The following is a 21,902-nucleotide window of genomic DNA, read 5'->3' as shown; positions in this document are numbered from 1 at the left end:
ATCACCCACCGACAAAAACGCTCAGACGCGGACGAGCACCTGGTCAAGGGACTTGCGCTGGAGGTTCGGCACCATGCAATCGGGAGCCGGATAGCCGACCGGGATCACCGCGAACGCCTTCTCGTTGCGCGGCCTGCCGAGTACCTCGCCGAGGAAGCGCATCGGCGACGGGGTGTGCGTCAGCGCCGAGAGGCCGGCGACCTGCAAGGCGGTCAGCAGCATTCCGACGGCGATGCCGACCGACTCGTCGACGTAGTAGTGCTTGCGGGTGGTGCCGTCTTCCTCCAAGTAGTACCGCTGCTGGAAGACCACGATCAGGCAAGGCGCGTCGGTCAGATGCGTTTTGACCGCGTCGGTGCCGAGCGGGCGCAACGCCGTCAGCCACTCCTCGCCGAGCCTGCCGTCGTACGAAACGGTCTCCTCGGCTTCGGCGGCCGAGCGGATCTGCTTGCGGACGGCCGGGTCCGACACGAGCACGAAGGTCCACGGCTGCTGGTGTGCGCCGCTGGGCGCGGTGGACGCGATCGCGATCGCGTCCAGAACCGCCTGCTCGGGGACGGGGTCGGGGGAGAAGCTGCGGACGGAACGGCGCTCGTCCATGCGGCGGCGCAGGGCCGCGGCGTTGGCCAGGGTCTCGTCGGCGGGCATGCGGGCCGGGCGGTAGGGGACCGGCTCGAACTGATCACCGTGGGTCGGGGTCCAGGTCATACCCGAGATTCTGACCGAGGCGGTGTTCCCGTGACAGGAACACCGCCCGATCGTCGGAGTCAGACGTTCGCAGGGCGGACACGTACCGCCGAAGTGCCCAATCCGCTGGGCAGGAATGAGAAGCTCGCGTTCGCCTCGATGGGCGGTAGCGCGTACAGGCGCTCCAGTTCCTCCGGTTCCTCCGGCTGGTAGCGCACGCACTTGCGGTGCCATTCGGTGATGCCGGACATCCAGTCCTTGAGCATCTCGGCATGCCTCGTAAGCACGTCGCGGATCTCCGGCTCCAGGCTGAAGTCCTCGAAGAGCTGGGGGAGGTCCTCGTTCGCGAGCTTCTCGAACTGCTCCATCCGCGCCTTCATCAGGTCGGCGACGATGTCGCGGGCCTTCAGCCGGTCGACGCCGAGGAAGTTCTCGATCACCAGCACGAGATTGTGCATCTCGCCCTCGTACTGGATCTCCTTCTGGTACGAGAACAGGTCGTTGGTGAAGCAGGCGTAGTCCTGCGCCGCGGTGTCGAGCTCGCGCACCACCCGCGTCTGGTGGATCCAGGACGGCACGAGCTCGTAGTTCGCGAGCCTGGCGAGGCTGATGGTCAGGTCGGAGCCGAACGTGCGGCGCCGCATCTCCACGTAGTCGACGGGATCGGGCACCCGGTTCTGCGCCTGGTTGGCCACCTCCCACACCCAGCTGCCAGCCATGTCCTCGACCGCCTTGCGGAAGACCGCGCGCGCGGGTTCGGTCATCGGGCCCGCGGTGCGCCGCCACAGGTCGGCCAATCCTTTTTCGAGCGGGCCGATCGGCGGCGGTGTCTCGCCCGCGTCGAGCGGCATGAACAGTGACATCCGGTCGGCACAGATCTGCGCCGCCGCGATGTCGCGCCTGGCGCCGAAGATCACGGGGAAGTAGTCGTCGCCGTACGTTCCCCAGCTCAGCCAGTCGGAGGTGAGATCGAGCTGCTCCGCGGACGCGTCGGCGTGAATCATCGCGGCGCAGTGCGGCAGGTCGATGCCCCGCATCCGCCGCTCGTCCCACACGGCGCCCGCCTCGATGCCGGGCAGTGATTCGAAGAAGCCCATCTCGCGGGCCCACTCGACGGTATGGTCGCGCGCCGCGTCGAGATGCGGGCTCATCCGGAACTGGAACGGCATGTACAGCTCGGGCAACGGCAGGTGGCCGACGGGCTTGTTCGGCACGAACGCGTGCTGCTCCGCCCGCCGCTTCAGCCCGAGCCTGCCTGGCGAGAGCGACTCGGTGCCCAGGCCGGTCGGTCCGCCGAGTCCGCCGGAGACCGCGCCTTCGTTCATGTACCGGCTGGACCGCAGGTGCCATTCATGGCCGCCCGCCTGCCAATCCTGCAGGCCCTTGACGTACGCCGTCATGGCGGCCAGCTCGTCCGGGGTCGCGCCTTGCACGGTGGCGAGCAGCGGAACGTGGGCCAGCGCGGTGTTCTCGAACTGGTGCAGCCGCGAGGTCAGCAGGTCGTTCGTCATCTCGGCCGCTTCCTGCGTCGGGATGTCGAAGAACTTCTCGAAGACGAGCACCGCGTTGGAGTTCTCGCCTTCCTCACGCACCTCGCGCTGATACGAAAAGATGTCGTTGCGCAGGTGGATCGCGTCGGAGAAGGTGTCGCGGAGCACCTCGAGCGGACGGGTGTGCGCGAACCGGTGCGGCACCTCGGCCGCGACGTACTCGACGAGGTTGGCCGACCACGGCGCGCCGCCGACCCGGCGGCGCATCTGGATGTATTCGATGGGGTTCGCGATGCGGCCCTGCTCGATGTTGACCAGTTCCCACAGCGACTCGACCATCAGGTTGTGCGTGCTCTCGATGAACCGCTCGCGCCAGTCCGCTGACATCGCGGGCACCGTCCGCGCCCAGAGGTCCAGCAGCCCGGCCTCGGCCGGGTTCTCCGGCTCGGGCGGCGTCTCGCCGTCGCGGGTCATGAACCGTTCGAGCCGGTCCAGATAGGCCCGGCCGCCGTCGATGTCGCGGGTGTACTTGAAATGCGCGAGGAAATGGTCGTCGAAGAAGAACACCCATACGTACCAGTCGGTGATCAGATCGAGTGCCGGTCCGTCACAGTCCGGATGGGTGTACGCGCACATGAGCCCGTAGTCGTGCCTGGCCAGTTCCGCCTCGTCCCAGACCACGCCGCCGCCGGGCTCGGGGGAGTCGATCATCCCCATCTCCTTGGCCCAGGCCATGCTGTGCGCCCGCGCGCGCTCCAGGTGGGGGTTCATCCGCGCCGGGTAGGACAGATAGAACTCGGGCAGCGTGAAGGCTTGCATCGGGGATGCCTACTCCTCTGGACCGGCGTCGGACGGAACGGGTTACGACGTTTGCACCCCTGCCGTGGCGACGGCTACGGCCAGATCAGCGAAATCCGGTGTCACAACGGGTGAACACCGCGCTCCTCGCTTCCGGTGAATCCCTCACCGCCGCCCCGGCCCGGCCTTGAGTGAGGGCCTCCCTCACCCGGCTGGGTTTTTTGTGAAGGGAGCCTTCACGCAGCTATGCGTGGTGAAGGCTCCCTTCACACAGCTCGGTGTGGTGAGGGAGGGAAATAGGGCATGGAAAGCGCTTTCAGGTCCCCGGTCAGCGGGACTACCCGGCAGTCGGGCATAGTTAGGAAAATTTCCTAACGAAAGTCCTTGACGTCCGCGCGGCCGCGAGGTGATTCTCGACACCTACGCTCGGTCCCCCACGGAGGCGTCATGAGTCGGCATGCTCTGGCCGCGAAAGCGGCAGCGGCCTTTATTGCGTTGATAACCATTTTCGGTTTAGTCGGAGCCGCACCGGCGGGTGCGGCGACCACCCAGCAAACGTTCATGACCTTTTACGGCTGGTGGGACAACACGCCGCCAGGCGGTGACATCGCCTATCCGAAGATCCACGACACCGCGGGCGGTAAAGGCACTTATTCCGACCCGATCACCTTCGCCACCACGACCAAGGTCTACCGGGCGGGCACCAAGATCTGGGTGCCACGGGTGAAGAAGTACTTCATCATGGAAGACGACTGTTCCTCCTGTAACCAGGACTGGGACGGCGAAGGCCCCAACGGCGGCCCCGGCCTGCGGCACATCGATCTGTGGATCGGTGGCCAGGGCGGTAGCGCCTACAACGCGATCGACTGCGAGGACGCGCTCACGCACTACAACTCCGACGGCACACCGACGATGGAACCGATCATCGTCGACCCGTCGCCGAACGAGGTCGTCGACAACACGCCGCTGTTCAACACCACCACCGGCGAGTGTTATGGCGGCGCGCAGCCGAACAAGTCGATCGGCCAGTACAAGAACAACTCCAACGGCCAGTGCCTGGAGGACCCGAACAACAGCACCACCTCGGGTGTGCAGCTGACCACCGCCGCGTGCAACGGCTCGTCGGCGCAGCGGTTCACCTTCCACGGCGCGTTCATGGAGATCAACAACATGTGCGCGACCCTGTCGAGTTCCAAGGTCGTGCTGCAGAAATGCACGGGTGCGGCCAGCCAGCAGTGGTCCATCAACCCGAACCTGACGATTTCGGATATGCAGTACAACACGAAGTGTTATCGCCCTTCCGGAAGCCTGGTGGTGACGGGCAGTTGCTCGGGAACGGCGGCCCAATGGGTGTTCACCGCGGCGAGCACGACCAACGACTTCGCGGTCGGTGTCAACCCGCAGCAGGGTTCGGTGAGCGCGGGCGGTGAAACCTCGGCGGCCGTCAGCACCTCCGTCGTTTCCGGAACCGCGCAGTCGGTCGCGCTGTCCGCGTCCGGCCTGCCGAGCGGCACCACGGCCACGTTCAGCCCGGCTTCGGTGACCGCGGGCCAGGGTTCGACGGTCTCGTTCAAGACCTCCGCGTCGACCCCGGCAGGCACCTACGCCGTCAAGATCAACGGGGCGGCGGCGTCCGGCACGAAGTCGGCGAACTACGCGCTGACCGTGACTTCCGTCGGTGCCAACGACTTCTCGGTCAAGGTGAACCCGGCGGCCGCCACGGTGACCGCCGGTTCGGCGGCCACGCCGACGGTGACCGTCGCGACGTTGTCCGGCACCGCGGAGACGGTCGCGCTCGACGCGGCGAACGTCCCGCCTGGCGCCGTGGTGACCTTCACCCCGGCTTCGGTGACCGGCAACGGCACGTCGACGCTGCGCATCGCCACCACCGCCGACGCGCCTGCGGGCACCTCGGCCATCACGGTGACGGGCACCTCCCCGTCGGCGACGCATTCGGTGACGTTCACGCTGACCATCACCGCGCCCGGCGGCACGCCTGTGTTGCTGTCACAGGGAAAGCCCGCCACCGCGTCGAGTGTCGAGTCGAGCAGCTACCCGGCTTCGGCGGCCTTCGACGGCAGCCTCACCGGCGCGCGCTGGGCGAGCAAGGAGGGCGTCGACCCGCAGTGGCTGCGCGTCGACCTGGGTGCCACCGCGAACATCTCCCAGGTGAAGCTGACCTGGGAAGCCGCGTACGGCAAGGCCTACACCATCCAGACCTCGCCCGACGGCACGAACTGGACCACGATCTTCTCGACGACCACCGGTAACGGCGGCACGGACGACCTGACCGGACTGACCGGCACCGGCCGCTACGTCCGCGTCAACGGCACCGCGCGCGGCACCGCGTACGGCTATTCGCTGTTCGAAATGCAGGTGTACGGCACGACCGCCTGACCTTCACGCTTGCTGTGGCAGCCGCACCGGACCACTCCGGCGCGGCTGTTGCATGTTCGCCGGAATGCGGAGATGATGGCGGACGAGGATGTGGAGTCCACCATGACGAGCAGGCGTCCGCCTCACCTCAGCAGGACCTTCGGCCGGACGGTGATCGGTTCGCTGAGTGAGCGGTTTTCCGTCACCGTGACCACCTTCGGCGCGGGACGGGCGGTGATCACCATCGCCGGCGACCTCGACTTGGCCAACGTCGACAAGGTCACGGAGCTCACCGTGGGCATGCCCAGGCCGGAGAGCCAGGCGTTCCTCGTCGACCTGACCGAGGTGCGGTTCTGTTCCAGCGTGGGCCTGAACCTGCTGTGCGAGCTGCAGCGCAGGGCCAACGCGGCCGACGTGACGATGGCGCTGGTGGTGAACGGCTTCCTGATGCGCCGCACGCTGCGGATGACCGGGTTGGAACGCGCGTTCGTCGTCTACCGGGAGCGGGCCGAGGCGCTGCGGGCGCTCGGTATCACTGCCCGGTTCGATCAGTAGGCCGCTCGGTCTGCTCCATCACGAGGATCGCGCCATGACTGTCGCCCGCCGGTCCCCGCAGCGCACCGCACAAAAGACGCACGGTGGTGTGCCTGCCACGCCGGTTCACCGCCTGCAGTGACAGTTCGGCCTGGAAGGCCGGATCGGTCAGCGCCTTGCGCACCGCCGGGCGCACCTCGGTCAGCGGCAGGCCGATGTCGAGGTTGAGCAGGTGCTCGCCCTCCGCCTCTTCTCTCCGCAGCCCCCAGAGGTCCTCCGCGGCACGGTTCCAGGCCCGGATGCGCATCTCCTGGTCGACGACGACGATGCCGGGCCCGATCGAGGTGAGGATCGACTCGAGGAACTCGTTGACCTTGTCCAGTTCGACCGTGCGGTCGCGGAGGGTGTTGTTGATGGTCTGCAGCTCGTCGTTGGTCGACTGCAGCTCCTCGTTCATCGTCTCCAGTTCCTCGTTGGTGGACTGGAGTTCCTCGTTGGTCGTCTCCAGTTCCTCCACTGTGGACTGGAGTTCCTCGTTCGTGGTCTCCAGTTCCTCGTTGGTCGACTGGAGTTCCTCGTACGCCGACTCGAGCTGCTGGTTGGCGTGCTCCAGCTCGTTCAGCAGCTGCCGCGCCGAGGTCACGTCGTGGAAGGCGATCGACACGCCGATTGGCAGGCTTTGCTTGTCCAGCAGCGGGTTCACGTGGATCTCGTACCACACGGTCTCGCCGCCGCGCTGCCACTCGACGTCCTTGATGCGCATGGACCGCTGCTCGGCTCGTGCCCGCTCGACGTAACCGCGCAGCGCCACCGGGCGATACGAGATGTCGAGATCGCGGAACGGCCGGCCGACATCACGCTGGGACAGGCCGAACGCGTGCTCCGCCTGCTGGTTGACCAGCGCCGTGACCTCGTCCTCCGTGAGCACCAGCTGGGCGACCGGGCTGGCGGCCAGCGTCGCGTCGCGCAGTTCTTCGAGCCCGGTCGTCTCGGTGTCCCGATAGGACTGGAGCCCGGCAGGCAGCAGGCGGTTGAAACTGGTCGTGCTTTTGGCCGTGCGCCGGAAAACGCGCCGTTTGAGGTCGAACGGCTCGAAGAGCTTGGTGTGGGCGAGCAGCATTTCGGCCTTGCCGAGGAACAGCAGCCCGTTCTGCGCCAGCGCGAAGTGGAAGCGCTCCAGTATCTTGGACTGGGTCTCGGCGTTGAAGTACATCAGGGTGTTGCGGCAGACCAGCAGGTCGATTCGCGAGATCGGGGCGTCCTGCACGAGGTCGTTGCGGCCGAAGATGACCGAGCGGCGCAGGTCCTTGCGGAAGGCGTAGCGGCCGTTCTGCTGCTCGAAGTAACGCGCCAGGATGTCGTCGTCGAGCCCTTCGACCTCCGAGGTGGTGTACGTGGCATGCCGCGCCTGCGCGAGCGCTTCTTCGTCGACGTCGGTGGCGTAGATCTTGACCCGCCTGCGGAACTCGTCGAGCCCGAGGTGCTCGGCGAAGAGGATGGCCAGGCTGTACGCCTCCTGGCCGGACGCGCAGCCCGCGCTCCAGATCCGGATGGCGTCCTCGGGCCCGCGCTCGGCGAGCATGCCGGGCACCAGATCGGTGCGCAGGTAGTCCCAGGCCTCCGGGTCACGGAAGAAGCCGGTGACGTTGATCAGGACCGTGTTGAACAACGCGACGAACTCGTCGGAGTTCGCCTGGAGGTGGTCGATGTACTCGGCGTAGTCCTCGATGCCGACCTGGCTCATGCGGCGGCGCATCCGGCGCATCAGGCTGGTGCGCTTGTACCCGGTGAAATCGAAGCCCCGTGAGTCCTTGACATAGGTAAGGACCGACTCGAATCCGCCGTCCGCCTCACTTCGCTGCTCGGTCACGCTTAGAAGTTACAACTCGCCAAGGATCTCTAGCGGCGGGCGTCGGTAGACAGGACCGCCCAGGTGACCTTTCCCCCCGAAAGGGTGGGCGTGCAGCCCCACACCCGCGCGCACTGCGCCACCACGAGCAGGCCGAGGCGCAGCCTGCCGTCGGCTCGGCGTTCCGTCAGCACGGCGGGGTGCGGGCTTTCGTCGGACACCGCGACGGTGAGCAGCCGCCTGCGCAGTTCCAGGCGCAGCACCGGTTCGCTGCCGGTGTGCTGCAGGGTGTTCTCGACCAGTTCGGTGGCGACGGCGGCGGCGTCATAGGTCATCCACCGCACGCCCCAGCCGGCACAGGTCGTGGCGACGAACTGCCGGGCCTGTGCCGAGGAACCGGCCAGTGCGGGAAGTGTGGTCTCGGCTCGGCGTCGCGGCGGTGGGGAACCCGCCGCTTTGACGGCCTTGCGGACGCTGGTGTGCACCTGGACGAACCGCGCGGCGGGGAGCGTGGACAACCGGTGGTAGAGCGCGCGGTCGCGGGCCACCAGCATGATCGGGACGCCCGGCCACTCCGAGGCCCGCATCGAGGCCTGGACGAAGACGCTGTACAGCTGGTTCTGGTCGACGCGGAGCCCGTCCACCAGCACGACCACCACGGCGGGCTGCTCGGCTGTGCATTTGAGCAGGGTGTCACGCAGCTCCGGGAAGGCACGCACGTCGAGCGTGCCGGTGAGGCGGACCAGCGTGGTGTCCGCCTCGTGGGCCAGGTGTATCTGGATGCCGTCCACCGGTGGCCTCACTCGACCAGCTCGTGATCGAGCGGAGGGTTCAGCGAGATGAGGTACTTGCGCAGCACCTCCGCGGCGACCGAGGATTCCCGTGCGGAGCGGCGGTAGCGCTCGGCGAGCAGGCCATGGCCTCTTTCGCGCGCGTCGGACTGCATCTTGCGCGCGAGACCGGTTTTCTCGTCCAGCGACCGCAATGCCGTCCACAGCGCGCGTTCCAGCTCGTCGACCTGGGCGGCGAGCAGCGACTCGGCGGACCAGGCGTGGCCTAGGCGGCAGCGGTAGTGGTTCGAGCCGGCGGTGATCTCGGTCAGCACGCCTTGGCAGTCCGGGCAGGTATAGCCGGAATCGGAGGTGTCGACACCGGAGCCGTCACGCGCGATCCTGTCTTCGAGTTCCAGCGTCGCGCTGACGGGTGGCATGGCGGCCAGGTCGACCTCCTGCCTGACGAGCGTGGTGAGCAGCGGCCCGATTTTGGCGGCGCGCAGAACGTGGTCGGCCGCGGTGAGCCGCAGCGCCGCCTCCGGCATTCCCGCGTACAGCGCGTCGCCCGGATCCTGCACCACCGCCACCCCGCCCCGCGCGGAGATGGCCTGCAGCCCGGCGGCGCCGTCGTCGAGCACACCGGTCAGCACGACGCCGATCGCGCGACTGCCCGCGGCCACGGCCGCCGACCGGAACAGCGCGTTGATCGCGGGCCGGTGCCCGTTTTCGGTCGGGCCATGGGAAAGCAGGAGATGATCGGTCGCCAGCAGCAGATGGCGATCAGGTGGTGCGACATAGATCGTCCCTGGCACCAGCCGCGCGCCATGGCGCGCGACGACCGCGCGCAGCGGTCCTGCCCTGTCGAGGATGATCGGCAGCGCGCTGCGGGTACCCGGTGGCAGGTGCATCACGATCAGGACGTGCCCTGGAAAGTCCACGGGTAACGAGGCGACCAGTGTGCGCAGCGTCTCCACGCCGCCCGCGGATGCGCCCACGACGACGATGTCCCGTTTCGCTGCTGGAATGGGAGCCACCTCCCGCCTTGCCGACGGCATTCAACGGTAGTCCTTTCCCGCGGGCACGGACACCCCTCCCTGGCGATCGGGATCAGCTCGACCACTCCGCAGCGAAGTCCGCCCGGCGCGCCAGCAACCGAGCACGTGGTCGGCGAAGCGCCGCTCCAGCAGTTCCGTCGCCTGCACCCCGAACACCAGGTCACCGGCCAGCCCCGGTTCGCGAGCCAGCAGGTCGCCGATGACGGTGTCGCGCATCGGCTGCTGGGGCGTGGTGAAGAACAGGCTGCACTCCGGCGAGGATTCCCAGCGCTGCAAGGCTTGTACCAGCCGGAGGGCACTGGACGCGGTCGTGGCCTCGGCGGCGGCGAAATGGCCGATCAGCGCACCGCGGAAGCGGCCGTGCAGGCCGAACATCGACATCATGTTGACCGTGGCCAGCATGCAGGCGGGCACCTCGTCGAGATAGGCGAGGTAGCCACTGGACAGCCGGGCGCTCGTCATCAGGTCCGCGTAGCGCCGGGTGCGGGCCTGGTCAGGGTGACCGGCGCCGAACTGGTCGAACTGGACCGCCACCATGGCGGCCTTCACGGTGCCGCGCAGGCGCGGGATCACCCAGGCGTGGGGATCGGTCTCCTTGTGGTGGTAGATCGACTGATGCACGAAGTACTCGCGCATCTGCCACCATTCGCCGTGATCGAGCAGGTGCCTGCTGACCACGCCGACCGGCTCGACGAGCAGCACGGCCGTCACATCGTCCCCGCCCGCGACGCACTCGCGAAGCTTCTTCAGGAACAGCCGTTCGAGCATGCCCCTGATGTGCAGCAGGTCCGGATCCCACTCCCACTCCGCGTCGACGTCCTGAAGACCTTGGTAGTGCAGCTCGTAGCAGAGATGCAGGGCGAGCTGGACGTCCTCACCGAGCGGATCGGCCGCCGCCACCCGCTCGGTCCGGAAGACGTCGCCTCGCTGCCCGGTGGCGTACGCACTGAGGATCGACCTGGAGATCGGGCCGCGGCCGCGCGGCAGAGCGGTCCGTAGAGGGAGATCCGCAGAGGTCATAGTGGAAGGTACCCAAGATTCGGGCTTTCATGCGCGCTCACGGCTCCTGGGTGAAGCAGCTCGCGAGGTAGAGGTCGACGCGGTCGGCGAACTTGGCGGGGTCGCGGCCGGTCAATTCGGAGATCCGGCTGACGCGGTAGCGCAAAGTGTTGACGTGCAAGTGAAGTTCGGCCGAAGTCTGCGTCCATGACCCCGAATGGTCGAGGAACACCTTGAGCGTGCGCACGAGTTCGGAGTTGTGCGCGGCGTCGTAAGCCAGCAGCGGGCCGAGCACCCTCGCGCGGAAAGATCGGCGCAGTTCGTCGGGTACGGCGGCCAAGAGCAGCAGGTGTGACGCGACCTCGTCGCCCGCGACCACGGAGGCGCGCCCAGGCGCGAGTTCGGCCAGGCGGCGCGCGTGGCGGGATTCGTGGACCGCGGCGTGCAGACCGGCCGCGTCCGGTGCCCGGCTGATGCCGACGGCGAGACTCGCCGAGCCGAGCGCGGGTTCGATCGTGCGGACGGCTTCGCGGACTTCGGCGACGAAGGGGTCCAGTTTCTCGTAGCCGAGCGCGCGGGCGCGGAGCAGGCCGAACGCCTCGCCGTCGACGCTGCCGACCAGAGCCGGGGCCTGGTAAGGCGCGAACAGCTCGTCGATGATCACCGGGGCGAGGCCGGGGCCGCCGCCCTGCACCGACGCCGAGAGCGTGAAGACCGGGTCGGTGGCGGTGAATTCGGCGGCAGGCAAGCGCGACGCGATCTGGGCCTGGCTCGCCTCCTCCGACAAAGCCAAGCGCAGCAACGGTTCCGCCGCGCGGTTCTCGACGCGCTTGGTCTCGTCGAAGCGGGAACGCTCCAGCCCGACCAGGTTCGCGAACTCGGCCGCGACCTCCTGCCTGGCCAGGTCCCAGCGGCTGTAGTTCCCCGCCACCGCGAGGAACCAGCTCGCGACGCGGTGCCCGTCCTTGCTCGCCGCGGCCAGCAACGACACCGGTTCGCCGTCCTTGCCGGTGATCACCCTGGGCAGCCGGTCGGCGAGCAGGAACCGGCGAGCGAGCGTCGCGCGATGCTCGGCGGCGGGCGGCTCGCCGGTGCCGGTGATGATGCGGCCGGTCGCGCTGAGCACCCAGCAGTCGGCGCCGAGTTCGGCCGCGCCCGCCTCGACCAGCGCGGGCAGCCCCCGGCCCGCGGTGACGACCGCGACCAGGCGGCGGTGCCGGTCGAGCGCGCCCATTTCGGAGCGCTCGGCGGCGAGGCCGAGAATCACCCGTTCGGTGATCGTCGCGAACGAGACGGTCACCGGGACCTCGAACAGCGGGAGGCCAGCCGCCCGGCACGACTCGATCATGGCGTCCGGGACCGGGCCGCCGCCGACCTCGGCGGTGCCGACGCCCAGCGCGACCACGCCGGCCTCGGCCAGCGTGTCGACGAACGCGGCGGCCTCCGCGTCACTCGGCCACTGCATGCCGGACAGCACCACCTCGCCGCCGGTGAGATACCGGCTCGGGTCGCGCAGGCTGGCGGTGAACACGCGCTCGAACGGCCGGTCGAGCGCGTCCGCGCCGACCAGCAGCCTGAGCCCCAGTTCAGGGGTGTCCAGCAGGGCCTGAAGGCGCACGGAACCTCCGGATTCGGGTGGACTTTCAGTAGCGCACACGGACAGGGTGACCTGCTTTGGAGGAAAGCACAAAAACGAACCCGAAGTGAACGCCCGGTTTCGGGTGTTCACCCGTGGCTGACCCGGTCGGCGGAAGTGTGTACTGCTTCACATGTTCGACCAGTTCAACACCCATCCGGACGCCGAGCGCGACCTGCTGGCCTGCTGCGCCTCACCGCGCTGGGCCCGCCGTGTCGCCGCCGGGCGGCCGTACCCGGACGTCGACGCCTTGCTCAAGGCGGGCGACGCCGAACTCGCCACACTCGAGTGGCCGGGCATCGACGAGGCACTGAGCGCGCACCCCCGCATCGGCGACCGGGCGGCCGGCGACGACAGGGAAGCGGCCTGGTCACGCGGTGAGCAGGCGGCGGCCGCGGAGTCGGCCGACGACGTGAAAGCCCGGCTCGCGGCCGGGAACGCCGAGTACGAGCGCCGGTTCGACCGCGTGTTCCTGATCTGCGCGACCGGGCTGGACGCCTCGGAAATCCTGACCAGCCTGCGGTCCAGGCTCGGGAACGACGACGAGACCGAACGCGAGATCGTCCGTGACGAGCTGCGCAAGATCGTCGCGCTCCGGCTGCGGAAGCTGGTGGCGGCGTGAGCCTGTCCACCCACGTGCTCGACGCCGCCGCGGGCCGGCCCGCCGCCGGTGTCCCGGTCCGGCTGGAGCGCCGTGACAGCACGATCGTCTTCGAGGGGAAGACCGACGCCGACGGCCGGATCTCCGGCTGGAACCCGGAAGCGGGCGTCTACCGGCTGGTCTTCGAGGTCGACGGCGAGTTCTACCCCGAAGTCGTGGTGACCTTCCGGATCACCGACGACACCGCGCACTACCACGTGCCACTGCTGCTCAGCCCGTTCGCTTACTCCACCTACCGCGGAAGTTGAGGTATCCATGGCGATCGTTCTCGGTGAGAACCAGTACGGCAAGGCCGAAAACCGCGTCGTGCGCATCGACCGCGACGAAGAGGCCCACCGCATCACCGACCTCAACGTCAGCGTCGCGCTGTCCGGGGACATGGCCGACACGCACCTGACCGGCGCCAACGACAAGGTGCTGGCCACGGACACGCAGAAGAACACGGTCTTCGCGTTCGCTCGTGATGGCATCGGCGAGATCGAGGCGTACGGCCTGCGCCTGGCCAGGCATTTCGTGGACTCGCAGGAGAGCATCCACCGCGCGACCGTCAACATCGAGAGCTACCCGTGGACGAGGCTGGGGCACCACTCGTTCTCTCGCTCCGGCGAGGGCACGCGCACGGCTGTAGTTTCCTACGATGGCGTGAAAGCACAGGTCAGCGGCGGGATCAAGGACTTGACCGTGCTGAACTCGACCGGCTCGGAGTTCTGGGGCTTCCCGCGTGACCAGTACACGACGCTGGGCGAGACCACGGACCGAATCCTGGCCACCGCGGTGTCCGCGACCTGGCGATTCAGCGTAGAGGACGCCGACTGGGCCAAGGTGTACGAGGCGGCGCGCGACAGCCTGCTGGAGGCGTTCGCCGACACGCACAGCCTGTCGCTGCAGCAGACGCTCTACGCCATGGGCACGCGGGTGCTGGAAACCGTCCCCGAGCTGGACGAGGTCTCGCTCTCCCTGCCGAACAAGCACCACTTCCTCGTCGACCTCGAGCCGTTCGGCCTGGACAACCCCGGCGAGGTCTTCTTCGCGGCCGACCGGCCGTACGGGCTCATCGAGGGCACTGTGCGGCGCGAGGCCTGACATGGACTTCCTGCGACCGACGACGCTCGCTGAAGCGCTGACCATGAAGTCGGAACACCCCGGCGCGATCCCGATCGCGGGCGGCACCGACGTCATGGTGGAGATCAATTTCGACCACCGGCGCCCGTCCGCGCTGCTCGACCTCAACCGGGTCGGGGAGTTGCACGAGCATTCCTTTGTGGACGGCCGGCTTCGTATCGGCGCGAACGTGCCGTACGCGCGGATCATCGCCGAGCTCGGGCACCGGCTGCCAGGGCTCGCGATGGCCGCGCGGACGGTCGGCTCGCCGCAGATCCGCAACCGGGGGAGTGTCGGCGGCAACCTGGGCGCCGCGTCGCCCGCCGGTGACTCGCATCCCGCGCTGCTGGCCGCCGAGGCCGAGGTGGAGATCGCGTCGGCGCGGGGTACCCGCATCGTGGCCGCGCGCGACTTCTACCTGGGCGTGAAGCGGAACGTGCTGGCGCCGGACGAGCTGATCAGCGCGGTCTGGCTGGACCCGGCGACCGGGCCGCAGCAGTTCAGCAAGATCGGGACGCGCAACGCCATGGTCATCGCCGTGTGCGCGTTCGGGCTGGCGCTGCACGCCGACCGCCGGCAGGTCGGCACCGGAGTCGGCTCGGCCGCGCCGACGCCGAGGCGGGCAGTCGACGCCGAGGAGTTCATCAACGGCGAGCTGGACGGTTTGTGGGAATCTCCGAGGCCGCTGAACGATTCGGTCAAACGCCGCTTCGGCGAGCTGGTCGCGCAGGCCGCGTCGCCCATCGACGACGTGCGCGGAAGCGCGGAGTATCGGAAGCACGCGCTGGCGGTCATCGCCAGGCGGACACTTGGCTGGGCCTGGGACGAATATCGAGGAGGAGGTCGCAAATGCGCGTGAACGTCACTGTCAACGGCGAGCTTCGCCAGGCGGACAACGTCTGGGAAGGCGAGAGCCTGCTGTACCTGCTGCGTGAGCGGCTCGGCCTCCCCGGTTCCAAGAACGCCTGTGAGCAGGGCGAATGCGGATCCTGCACGGTCTATCTCGACGACGTGCCCGCCTGTGCGTGCCTGGTCGCGGCCGGTCAGGCCGAAGGGCGCGAGGTGCGTACGGTCGAGGGGCTCGCCGACGGCGACCGGCTCGACCCGATCCAGGAGTCCTTTGTGGAATGCGGGGCCGTCCAATGTGGCTTCTGCACCCCTGGCTTGCTGATCCAGGCGCATGATCTGATCGAGCGCACCGGTGACCCGAGTGACGCCGAGATCCGTGAGGCGCTCGCCGGGAACCTCTGCCGATGTACCGGCTACGAGAAGATCCTCGACGCGGTCCGGCTGGCGGCGAGCAAGCGATGAGCGCGCCGGCGAGGTCACCCCAGGAGCTGAACGACACCATCGCGGGCGGGATCGGCGAGAGCCCTCTGCGTCCCGACGGCACGCTGAAGGTGCGTGGCGAGTTCGCGTACTCCTCGGATCTGTGGCACGAGAACATGTTGTGGGGTGCGACTTTGCGTAGCCCGCATCCGCACGCCAGGATCACCCGGCTCGACATCGCGCCCGCGCTGGCCGTGCCTGGCGTCTACGCCGTGCTCACCCACGAGGACGTGCCCGGCGAGAACGTCTACGGGCTGAAGTACCAGGACACGCCCGCGTTGGCGGAAGACCGGGTGCGGTTCCAGGGCGAGCCGGTCGCGATCCTCGCCGCCGATCACCCCGAGATCGCGCGGCAGGCGCTCAAGCAGATCGTGGTCGAATACGAGGTGCTCGATCCGATCACCGACCCCGAGCGCGCCGCGCATGACGCCACGCTCCCGCATCTGCACCCCGACGGGAACCTGGTCCGCTACCAGCGGATCCTCAAGGGCGACCCGGACGCGACGGCCGACGTCGTGGTGTCCGGCGTCTACGAGATCGGCATGCAGGACCAGGCGTTCCTCGGTCCGGAGTCCGGGCTCGCGGTGCCCGATGACGACGGCGGCGTCGACCTCTACCTGGCCACGCAGTGGCTGCACGTCGACCAGCGGCAGACGGCCAAGGCGCTCGGCCTGCCGCTGGAGAAGGTGCGGCTGACGCTGTCCGGCGTCGGCGGCGCGTTCGGCGGGCGCGAGGACCTGAGCATGCAGATCCACTCGTGCATGCTCGCGCTGCGCACCGGACGTCCGGTGAAGATGGTCTACAACCGGCTGGAGTCGTTCTTCGGGCACGTGCACCGGCACCCGGCGAAGATGTATTACGAGCACGGCGCGACCAAGGACGGCAAGCTCGTCTACGTCCGCGCGAAGCTGTACTTCGACGGTGGCGCGTACGCGTCGAAGACGCCGGTCGTGGTCGGCAACGGCACGACGTTGAGCGTCGGCCCGTACAACGTGCCGAACGCGAAGATCGAGGGCTGGGGTGTTTATACGAACAACCCGACCTGCGGCGCGATGCGCGGGCTCGGCGCGGTCCAGCCGACGTATGCCTACGAGTCCCAAATGGACAAGCTCGCCGCCGCCTTGGACATGGACCCGGCCGACCTGCGGATCCTCAACGCGATGAGCGAGGGCTCGACGAACGTCACCGGCCAGCTGGTCGACTTCCCGGCGCCCGTGGGTGAGCTGATCCAGCGGCTCAAGGACATGCCGCTGCCGCCGGAACGCACCGGGCCGGTCGACATCCGCGACATGCCGGGCGGCGCGTCCAACACGACGCACGGCGAGGGCGTCGTCCGCGGTGTCGGGTACGGCGTGACGATCAAGAACATCTCGTACGCCGAGGGTCTCGACGACTACTCGACCGCACGGGTACGGCTGGAGGTCATCGGCGGCGAGCCCGTCGCGATGGTGCACACCGCCGCGGCCGAGGTCGGCCAGGGCCTGGTCACGCTGCAGCAGCAGATCGCGCGGACCGAGCTGGGCGTGCAGCGGGTGACCGTGCACGTCGCGGACACCAGCGTCGGCGACGCCGGGTCCAGCTCGGCGTCACGGCAGACCTACATCACCGGCGGTGCGGTCCGTAACGCTTGCCGCGCCGTGGCGGATGCGGTCTATGCCAGGTTCGGGCGGTCCGATGTCACGCTGGCGGGCGGGAAGCTCGTTGCCGCGGACGGAGAAGCGCTGGTCAGCCTGGTCGACGTGCTCGGAGACGAGGCCATCGAAGAGACCCGCGAGTACCACCACCGCAAGACCTACCCGCTCGATCCCGAGACCGGCCAGGGCGACGCGCATGTCCAGTACGGCTTCTCCGCACACCGGGCGGTCGTGGACGTCGATGTGGAACTGGGCCTGGTCAAGGTCGTGCAGCTGGACTGCGCGCAGGACGTCGGCAAGGCGATGAACCCCGACGCCGTCATCGCGCAGATCCAAGGCGGGTCCGCGCAGGGCCTCGGGCTCGCCGTGATGGAGGAAATATTGGTCAGGGACGGCAAAGTCCGGAACCCCTCGTTCACGGACTACCTGATCCCGACCATCTTGGACATGCCGCCGATGCGGGTGGACGTGCTCGAACGGGCCGATCCGCACGCGCCGTACGGTGTTCGCGGCGTCGGTGAGCCCCCGACGATCAGCGCGACGCCTGCGATCGCCAACGCGATCCGCGCGGCCACCGGGCTCGAACTGCCCCGCGTGCCGGTACGACCCGAGCACATCACCGGAACCGAGGAGAAGAAGTGAGCACCGAAGAACAGTGGCTGGCCGAAAGCGTCGAGCTGGCGACGAAGAACGTCGCCGCGGGCGGCGGGCCGTTCGGCGCGCTGATCGTCAAGGACGGCCAGGTGATCGCCACCGGCGTCAACCGGGTCACGCCGACGCTCGACCCGACCGCGCACGCGGAGGTCGTCGCGATCCGCGAGGCGTGCCAGAAACTGCAGACGTTCAAGCTCGACGGCTGCGTGCTCGTTTCCTCCTGTGAGCCGTGCCCGATGTGCCTCAGCTCGGCGCTGTGGGCACGCGTCGACCGGGTGATCTTCGCGGCCGACCGGCACGACGCGGCCAAGGCGGGGTTCGACGATCTCGCCTTCTACGAACTTTTCGACAAGCCACGCGAAACCTGGGACGTACCCGTGACCCGAGTGTCCAACCAGGACGGTTTCGCGCCCTTCGCGGCCTGGCTCGATCAGCCTGACCGTATCGATTACTGATTGATTTCCCGGTGCTGACCGGAGTACCGGAAAAACTTTAACGTCCCACTCGAATCAAGTCCTGTGCGAATACAGGGCTTGGTCGAGCACACCCACCGGCAAGGGCAGGGCGCATGACTCAGCTTCAGGAACCAGTAACGAAGACTTCGGCTCCACCCCGTCGACCAGCACTCGAGCGGCTTTTCTCGATCTCGGCCCGCGGTTCCAGTGTTCCGCGGGAAATACGCGGCGGCGTCACCACTTTCGTCGCGATGGCCTATATCGTCTTGCTCAATCCGCTTATTCTCGGTGCTTCGGCGGATATCACCGGCGCCAAATTGAGCATGGCGCAGATCACGACCGCGACGGCGCTTTCGGCCGCGGTGATGACCATCCTCATGGGACTGATCGGCAACGCGCCGCTCGCCATGGCAGCAGGGCTCGGCATCAACGGCATCGTCGCGTTCCAGATGGCGCCGACGATGACCTGGGCGCAGGCGTTCGGGCTGGTCGTGCTCGAAGGCGTCTGCATCGTGGCGATGGCCGTCAGCGGGGTCCGCGAGCGGATCATGAACGCCATCCCGGCGCCGCTGAAGACGGCGATCACGGTCGGTATCGGCCTGTACATCGCCTTGGTGGGCCTGGTCAGCGCGGGTTTCGTGACCAGGACGCCGGACGCGGCGGGCACCCCGGTGCCGGTGCGGCTCGGTGTCGACGGGCATCTCGACGGCTGGCCGATCGCGGTCTTCTGCTTCGGGCTGCTGCTCATGGTGGTGCTGATCGCGCGGAAGGTGGCAGGCGCGGTGCTGATCAGCATCGGCGTGGCGACCGTGTTCGCGGTGATCCTGCACGACGGGTTCGGGCTGGGGGAGTGGGGCCGCACCGAGCCCACGCTGCCGACGCACCTGTTCGCGGCGCCGGACTTCGGGCTGGTCGGGCACGTCGACCTGTTCGGCGGGTTCGCCTCGGCCGGTGCGCTGACCGCGACGATCTTCCTGTTCACGCTGGTGCTTTCGGGCTTCTTCGACGCGATGGGCACCATCACGAGCGTCTCGGACGAGGCGGGGCTGTCGAAGTTCGGGAAGGTGCCCAGGATGGGCCGGATCCTGTTCGTCGACGGCGCGGGCGCCATCGCGGGCGGTGTCACCGGGGCTTCACCGAACACGGTGTTCCTGGAGTCGGCCGCTGGTGTCGGCGAGGGTGCGCGGACCGGGCTGGCGAGCGTGGTCACCGGTGTGCTGTTCGCGGTGACGCTGCTGTTCACGCCACTGGCGGGGGTGGTCCCGGCGCAGGCCGCGGCACCGGCGCTGGTGGTGATCGGCGGGATGATGATGGCCCAGATCCGCAACATCCCTTGGCAGGAAACGGATTACACGATCCCGGTGTTCCTGACGGTGGCGCTCATCCCGTTCACCTACTCGATCACCAACGGCGTCGGCGCCGGCCTGATCGCGTTCGTGCTCATCAAGACCTGCAAGGGCCGTTGGCGTGAAGCCGGCTGGCTGCTGACCGTGCTGGCCGCGATCTTCGCGCTGTACTTCGGCATCGACGGCCTCAAAGCCCTGATCACATAAGGAGGTTCTCATGCGGGACATCGCGGAGGAGCTACGCGGGTGGGAAGCACCGTTCGCCGTCGCGACCGTGGTCGCCGTCCGGGGCAGCGCGCCCCGCGAGGTCGGTGCCTCGATGGCGGTCCGCGCCGACGGCTCGGTCATCGGCAGCGTGTCCGGCGGCTGCGTCGAGGGCGCGGTCTACGAACTCGCCCGGCAGGTGCTCGAGACGGGCGTGCCGGTCCGCTCGGAGTTCGGCTTCTCCGCCGATGACCCGTTCGCGGTCGGCCTGACCTGCGGCGGCACACTGGACGTCTTCGTCCAGCGGGTCGACCGCGACTCCGCGATCCATGCCGCTTTGGGGGCCTCGGAGCCGGTGGCGCTGGTCCGGGTCCTCGGCGACGGCCCGTCCGTGGCGGTCTTCGCGGACCGCCACGTCGGCGACGCATCCTTTGCGGACGAAGCCCGTTCGATGCTCTCGCAAGGTCTGACGGGCATCGTCCGCCTGGGTTCGCTGGAGATCTTGGTCGAGTCGTGGGTCGCGCCGCCGTCGATGCTCGTCTTCGGTGCGATCGACTTCGCGGCGGCGGTGTCGTCGATCGGCCGCTTCCTCGGCTACCACGTGGTCGTCTGCGACGCCCGTCCCACCTTCGCGACCGTCTCGCGCTTTCCTGACGCTGATGAGGTGGTCGTCGACTGGCCCCACCGCTACCTGGCCCGCACGACGACCGACCCGCGCACAGCCATCTGCGTCCTCACCCACGACCCGAAGTTCGACATCCCCGTGCTGAAGGACGCCCTCCGCCGCGGTGTCGGCTACGTCGGCGCCCTCGGCTCCCGCCGAACCCACACCGACCGCCTCCGCCGCCTCCGCGACGAAGGCCTCACCCCAGCCGAACTGTCCCGCCTCCGTTCCCCGATCGGCCTCGACCTGGGCGCGCGCACCCCCGCGGAGACCGCCGTCTCCATCGCGGCCGAGCTCATCGCCCTGCGCCGAGGCGGCACGACCACCCCCTTGACCACCTCGACCGGCCCCATCCACCACGAAAAAAATCCCAATGCGGCTTTGGTCAGCTTTGAGCTGACGAAAGCCACATTGGCGGGCTGAAAACTGACGAATGCCGCATTGGGATTTTTTTGACCGACCCGACCAGAGATGTCTGTCCATAAAGGAGGATTCGTGGCACTGATGTTCCTTAACGGGGGCGCCATGCGTGGCGAGCCGTTGCACCATCTGCTCGGCGGCGCGGAGCTGGTGGCCGAGACCACGACCGCCGCGAAGTACCGGTTCTACTCGGTCGGTGATCAGTGCCCGGCGTTGTTCCCCGTGGCGCACGGAGGCGCCGAGATCGCGGGCGAGGTTTACGACATCCCGATGGACACGTTGCGCGACAAGGTGTTGCCATCCGAGCCGCACGAGTTGGAGCTCGGCGTGATCGAGCTGGCCGACGGCAGTTCGGTGTTCGCGATGCTGTTGCGCCGGGCCTACACCTCGCACGTTCAGCTGCGTGACATCACCGAGATCGGGAACTGGCGCAAGTACCGGGGGAGTGTGGCATGACCAAGTACGACATCAACCTGTCCATTCTGTTCACGGAGCTGCCGCTGCTGGAACGCCCCGAGGCCGCGCGCAAAGCCGGGTTCGAGGCCGTGGAGTTCTGGTGGCCGTTCGACACTGCGGTCCCCAGCGACGCCCAGGTGGACAAGTTCGTGCGAGCGATCGAGGACGCCGGCGTCCAGCTCGTCGGGCTCAATTTCGCGGCCGGGGACATGGTGAACGGCGATCGGGGGCTTGTCTCGTGGCCGGAGCGATCGTCAGAGTTCCGCGAGAACATCCCGATCGCGCTCAGTATCGGCGAGAGGCTGGGCTGTCGCGCGTATAACGCCCTATACGGCAACCGTCTAGAGGGTAAAACCCAACAAGAACAAGACGAAATCGGCACGGAGAACCTCGCCTTGGCCGCGTACGCCGCGCGCCAGCATGGCGCGGTCGTGCTGGTGGAGCCGATCAGCGGCGCACCGCGGTATCCGCTGCTCACCGCGGCCGACGCGCTGGCGGCCATCGATCGGGCGGGAGCGCCGAACCTGCGCTTGCTGGCCGATCTGTATCACCTGACCGTGAACGGCGACGACCTCGACGCGGTCATCGCCGAGCACACCGGCCGGATCGGCCATGTGCAGATCGCGGACGCGCCCGGCCGCAACGAGCCGGGCACCGGGGGCCTCGACCTCGACGGCTACCTCGGAAAGCTCGCCGGATGCGGCTACGACGGCTACGTCGGCTTGGAGTACAAGCCGAGCGGAGCGAGTGCCGACAGTTTCAAGTGGCTTGACCTGTAAGG

Annotated in this window: 20 protein-coding genes; 13 read left to right on the top strand and 7 right to left on the bottom strand. The window is 68.2% G+C overall.

All coding sequences use genetic code 11. The features are described 5' to 3' along the window. Nucleotides 1-21: 21 nt before the first annotated feature. Both ACFV15_RS19315 and ACFV15_RS19310 read right to left on the bottom strand, forming a co-directional pair. Nucleotides 22-708 carry a nitroreductase family protein gene (locus tag ACFV15_RS19315; RefSeq protein WP_378351844.1) on the bottom strand — a complete coding sequence of 229 codons (687 nt, stop codon included), beginning with the start codon at nucleotides 706-708 and terminating at the stop codon, nucleotides 22-24. A gap of 59 nt (nucleotides 709-767) precedes the next feature. Continuing rightward, on the bottom strand, nucleotides 768-2,996 hold the full coding sequence (locus tag ACFV15_RS19310) for a germacradienol/geosmin synthase (protein ID WP_378351843.1): 2,229 nt from the start codon (nucleotides 2,994-2,996) through the stop codon (nucleotides 768-770). Nucleotides 2,997-3,422: 426 nt separating this feature from the next. On the opposite strand from ACFV15_RS19310, the gene ACFV15_RS19305 reads away from it, so the two are divergent. Together ACFV15_RS19305 and ACFV15_RS19300 are read left to right on the top strand one after the other, a co-directional pair. Then, nucleotides 3,423-5,372 (top strand): discoidin domain-containing protein, encoded by a 1,950-nt coding sequence (locus ACFV15_RS19305; RefSeq protein WP_378351842.1) that lies wholly within the window; start codon nucleotides 3,423-3,425, stop codon nucleotides 5,370-5,372. A gap of 102 nt (nucleotides 5,373-5,474) precedes the next feature. Next, on the top strand, nucleotides 5,475-5,906 hold the full coding sequence (locus tag ACFV15_RS19300) for an STAS domain-containing protein (RefSeq protein ID WP_378351841.1): 432 nt from the start codon (nucleotides 5,475-5,477) through the stop codon (nucleotides 5,904-5,906). On the opposite strand, the gene ACFV15_RS19295 is transcribed toward ACFV15_RS19300, so the two are convergent. Genes ACFV15_RS19295 through ACFV15_RS19275 form a run of 5 tightly spaced genes read right to left on the bottom strand, consistent with a single transcriptional unit; the run spans nucleotide 5,884 to nucleotide 12,179 of the window. Further along, on the bottom strand, nucleotides 5,884-7,755 hold the full coding sequence (locus ACFV15_RS19295; protein ID WP_378351840.1) for a CheR family methyltransferase: 1,872 nt from the start codon (nucleotides 7,753-7,755) through the stop codon (nucleotides 5,884-5,886). The two genes, ACFV15_RS19300 and ACFV15_RS19295, sit on opposite strands and share 23 nt — an antisense overlap. A gap of 29 nt (nucleotides 7,756-7,784) precedes the next feature. Then, entirely contained in the window at nucleotides 7,785-8,537 is a 753-nt protein-coding gene (locus tag ACFV15_RS19290) for a hypothetical protein (protein ID WP_378351839.1), read from the bottom strand. Then, on the bottom strand, nucleotides 8,534-9,502 hold the full coding sequence (locus ACFV15_RS19285; protein WP_378351838.1) for a chemotaxis protein CheB: 969 nt from the start codon (nucleotides 9,500-9,502) through the stop codon (nucleotides 8,534-8,536). The genes ACFV15_RS19290 and ACFV15_RS19285 overlap by 4 nt, the downstream gene beginning before the upstream one ends. A 60-nt stretch (nucleotides 9,503-9,562) precedes the next feature. Continuing rightward, nucleotides 9,563-10,582, bottom strand: a complete 1,020-nt coding sequence (locus ACFV15_RS19280; RefSeq protein ID WP_378351837.1) for an iron-containing redox enzyme family protein — start codon at nucleotides 10,580-10,582, stop codon at nucleotides 9,563-9,565. Between the two features lie 37 nt (nucleotides 10,583-10,619). Then, complete coding sequence (locus ACFV15_RS19275) at nucleotides 10,620-12,179, bottom strand: PucR family transcriptional regulator (RefSeq protein WP_378351836.1); 1,560 nt, start codon at nucleotides 12,177-12,179, stop codon at nucleotides 10,620-10,622. A gap of 151 nt (nucleotides 12,180-12,330) precedes the next feature. Between ACFV15_RS19275 and uraD the strand changes: the two genes are divergently transcribed. The 11 genes from uraD (at nucleotide 12,331) to ACFV15_RS19220 (ending at nucleotide 21,900) form a co-directional block, all read left to right on the top strand. Further along, the gene (gene uraD, locus ACFV15_RS19270) at nucleotides 12,331-12,819 is read left to right on the top strand and encodes a 2-oxo-4-hydroxy-4-carboxy-5-ureidoimidazoline decarboxylase (RefSeq protein ID WP_378351835.1); all 489 of its coding nucleotides are present in this window, start codon (nucleotides 12,331-12,333) and stop codon (nucleotides 12,817-12,819) included. Further along, nucleotides 12,816-13,106 (top strand): hydroxyisourate hydrolase, encoded by a 291-nt coding sequence (gene uraH, locus ACFV15_RS19265; RefSeq protein WP_378351834.1) that lies wholly within the window; start codon nucleotides 12,816-12,818, stop codon nucleotides 13,104-13,106. Before uraD ends, uraH begins: the two co-directional genes overlap by 4 nt. 7 nt (nucleotides 13,107-13,113) lie before the next feature. After that, a complete protein-coding gene (gene pucL / locus ACFV15_RS19260; protein ID WP_378351833.1) occupies nucleotides 13,114-13,941 on the top strand; it encodes a factor-independent urate hydroxylase in 828 nt (275 codons plus the stop codon). A 1-nt stretch (nucleotide 13,942) separates the two neighbouring features. After that, entirely contained in the window at nucleotides 13,943-14,818 is an 876-nt protein-coding gene (locus ACFV15_RS19255; protein WP_378351832.1) for an FAD binding domain-containing protein, read from the top strand. Then, nucleotides 14,809-15,270 (top strand): (2Fe-2S)-binding protein, encoded by a 462-nt coding sequence (locus ACFV15_RS19250; RefSeq protein WP_378351831.1) that lies wholly within the window; start codon nucleotides 14,809-14,811, stop codon nucleotides 15,268-15,270. Before ACFV15_RS19255 ends, ACFV15_RS19250 begins: the two co-directional genes overlap by 10 nt. Beyond that, nucleotides 15,267-17,564 carry a xanthine dehydrogenase subunit D gene (gene pucD / locus ACFV15_RS19245; RefSeq protein ID WP_378351830.1) on the top strand — a complete coding sequence of 766 codons (2,298 nt, stop codon included), beginning with the start codon at nucleotides 15,267-15,269 and terminating at the stop codon, nucleotides 17,562-17,564. Before ACFV15_RS19250 ends, pucD begins: the two co-directional genes overlap by 4 nt. After that, nucleotides 17,561-18,031 (top strand): nucleoside deaminase, encoded by a 471-nt coding sequence (locus ACFV15_RS19240; protein WP_378351829.1) that lies wholly within the window; start codon nucleotides 17,561-17,563, stop codon nucleotides 18,029-18,031. The genes pucD and ACFV15_RS19240 overlap by 4 nt, the downstream gene beginning before the upstream one ends. 113 nt (nucleotides 18,032-18,144) lie before the next feature. Further along, entirely contained in the window at nucleotides 18,145-19,584 is a 1,440-nt protein-coding gene (locus tag ACFV15_RS19235; protein WP_378351828.1) for an NCS2 family permease, read from the top strand. A 10-nt stretch (nucleotides 19,585-19,594) separates the two neighbouring features. Next, nucleotides 19,595-20,668, top strand: coding sequence for an XdhC family protein (locus ACFV15_RS19230; RefSeq protein WP_378351827.1), 1,074 nt, complete (start codon nucleotides 19,595-19,597; stop codon nucleotides 20,666-20,668). A gap of 72 nt (nucleotides 20,669-20,740) precedes the next feature. Next, nucleotides 20,741-21,121, top strand: a complete 381-nt coding sequence (locus ACFV15_RS19225; RefSeq protein ID WP_378351826.1) for a gamma-glutamylcyclotransferase — start codon at nucleotides 20,741-20,743, stop codon at nucleotides 21,119-21,121. After that, a complete protein-coding gene (locus ACFV15_RS19220) occupies nucleotides 21,118-21,900 on the top strand; it encodes a hydroxypyruvate isomerase family protein (RefSeq protein ID WP_378351825.1) in 783 nt (260 codons plus the stop codon). Before ACFV15_RS19225 ends, ACFV15_RS19220 begins: the two co-directional genes overlap by 4 nt. The last annotated feature ends 2 nt before the right edge of the window (nucleotides 21,901-21,902 follow it).

The sequence above is a fragment of the Amycolatopsis sp. NPDC059657 genome (assembly GCF_042734395.1).
Lineage (GTDB): Bacteria > Actinomycetota > Actinomycetes > Mycobacteriales > Pseudonocardiaceae > Amycolatopsis.
Note: the sequence above shows the minus strand (reverse complement) of the source record. Positions and strands in the feature narration are given on the sequence as shown.

Coding starts and splice junctions, on each gene's coding strand:
- ACFV15_RS19315 (WP_378351844.1), bottom strand. CDS start 708: ATGACCTGGACCCCGACCCACGGTGATCAGTTCGAGCCGGTCCCCTAC.
- ACFV15_RS19310 (WP_378351843.1), bottom strand. CDS start 2,996: ATGCAAGCCTTCACGCTGCCCGAGTTCTATCTGTCCTACCCGGCGCGG.
- ACFV15_RS19305 (WP_378351842.1), top strand. CDS start 3,423: ATGAGTCGGCATGCTCTGGCCGCGAAAGCGGCAGCGGCCTTTATTGCG.
- ACFV15_RS19300 (WP_378351841.1), top strand. CDS start 5,475: ATGACGAGCAGGCGTCCGCCTCACCTCAGCAGGACCTTCGGCCGGACG.
- ACFV15_RS19280 (WP_378351837.1), bottom strand. CDS start 10,582: ATGACCTCTGCGGATCTCCCTCTACGGACCGCTCTGCCGCGCGGCCGC.
- uraD (WP_378351835.1), top strand. CDS start 12,331: ATGTTCGACCAGTTCAACACCCATCCGGACGCCGAGCGCGACCTGCTG.
- pucL (WP_378351833.1), top strand. CDS start 13,114: ATGGCGATCGTTCTCGGTGAGAACCAGTACGGCAAGGCCGAAAACCGC.
- ACFV15_RS19255 (WP_378351832.1), top strand. CDS start 13,943: ATGGACTTCCTGCGACCGACGACGCTCGCTGAAGCGCTGACCATGAAG.
- ACFV15_RS19250 (WP_378351831.1), top strand. CDS start 14,809: ATGCGCGTGAACGTCACTGTCAACGGCGAGCTTCGCCAGGCGGACAAC.
- pucD (WP_378351830.1), top strand. CDS start 15,267: ATGAGCGCGCCGGCGAGGTCACCCCAGGAGCTGAACGACACCATCGCG.
- ACFV15_RS19235 (WP_378351828.1), top strand. CDS start 18,145: ATGACTCAGCTTCAGGAACCAGTAACGAAGACTTCGGCTCCACCCCGT.
- ACFV15_RS19230 (WP_378351827.1), top strand. CDS start 19,595: ATGCGGGACATCGCGGAGGAGCTACGCGGGTGGGAAGCACCGTTCGCC.
- ACFV15_RS19220 (WP_378351825.1), top strand. CDS start 21,118: ATGACCAAGTACGACATCAACCTGTCCATTCTGTTCACGGAGCTGCCG.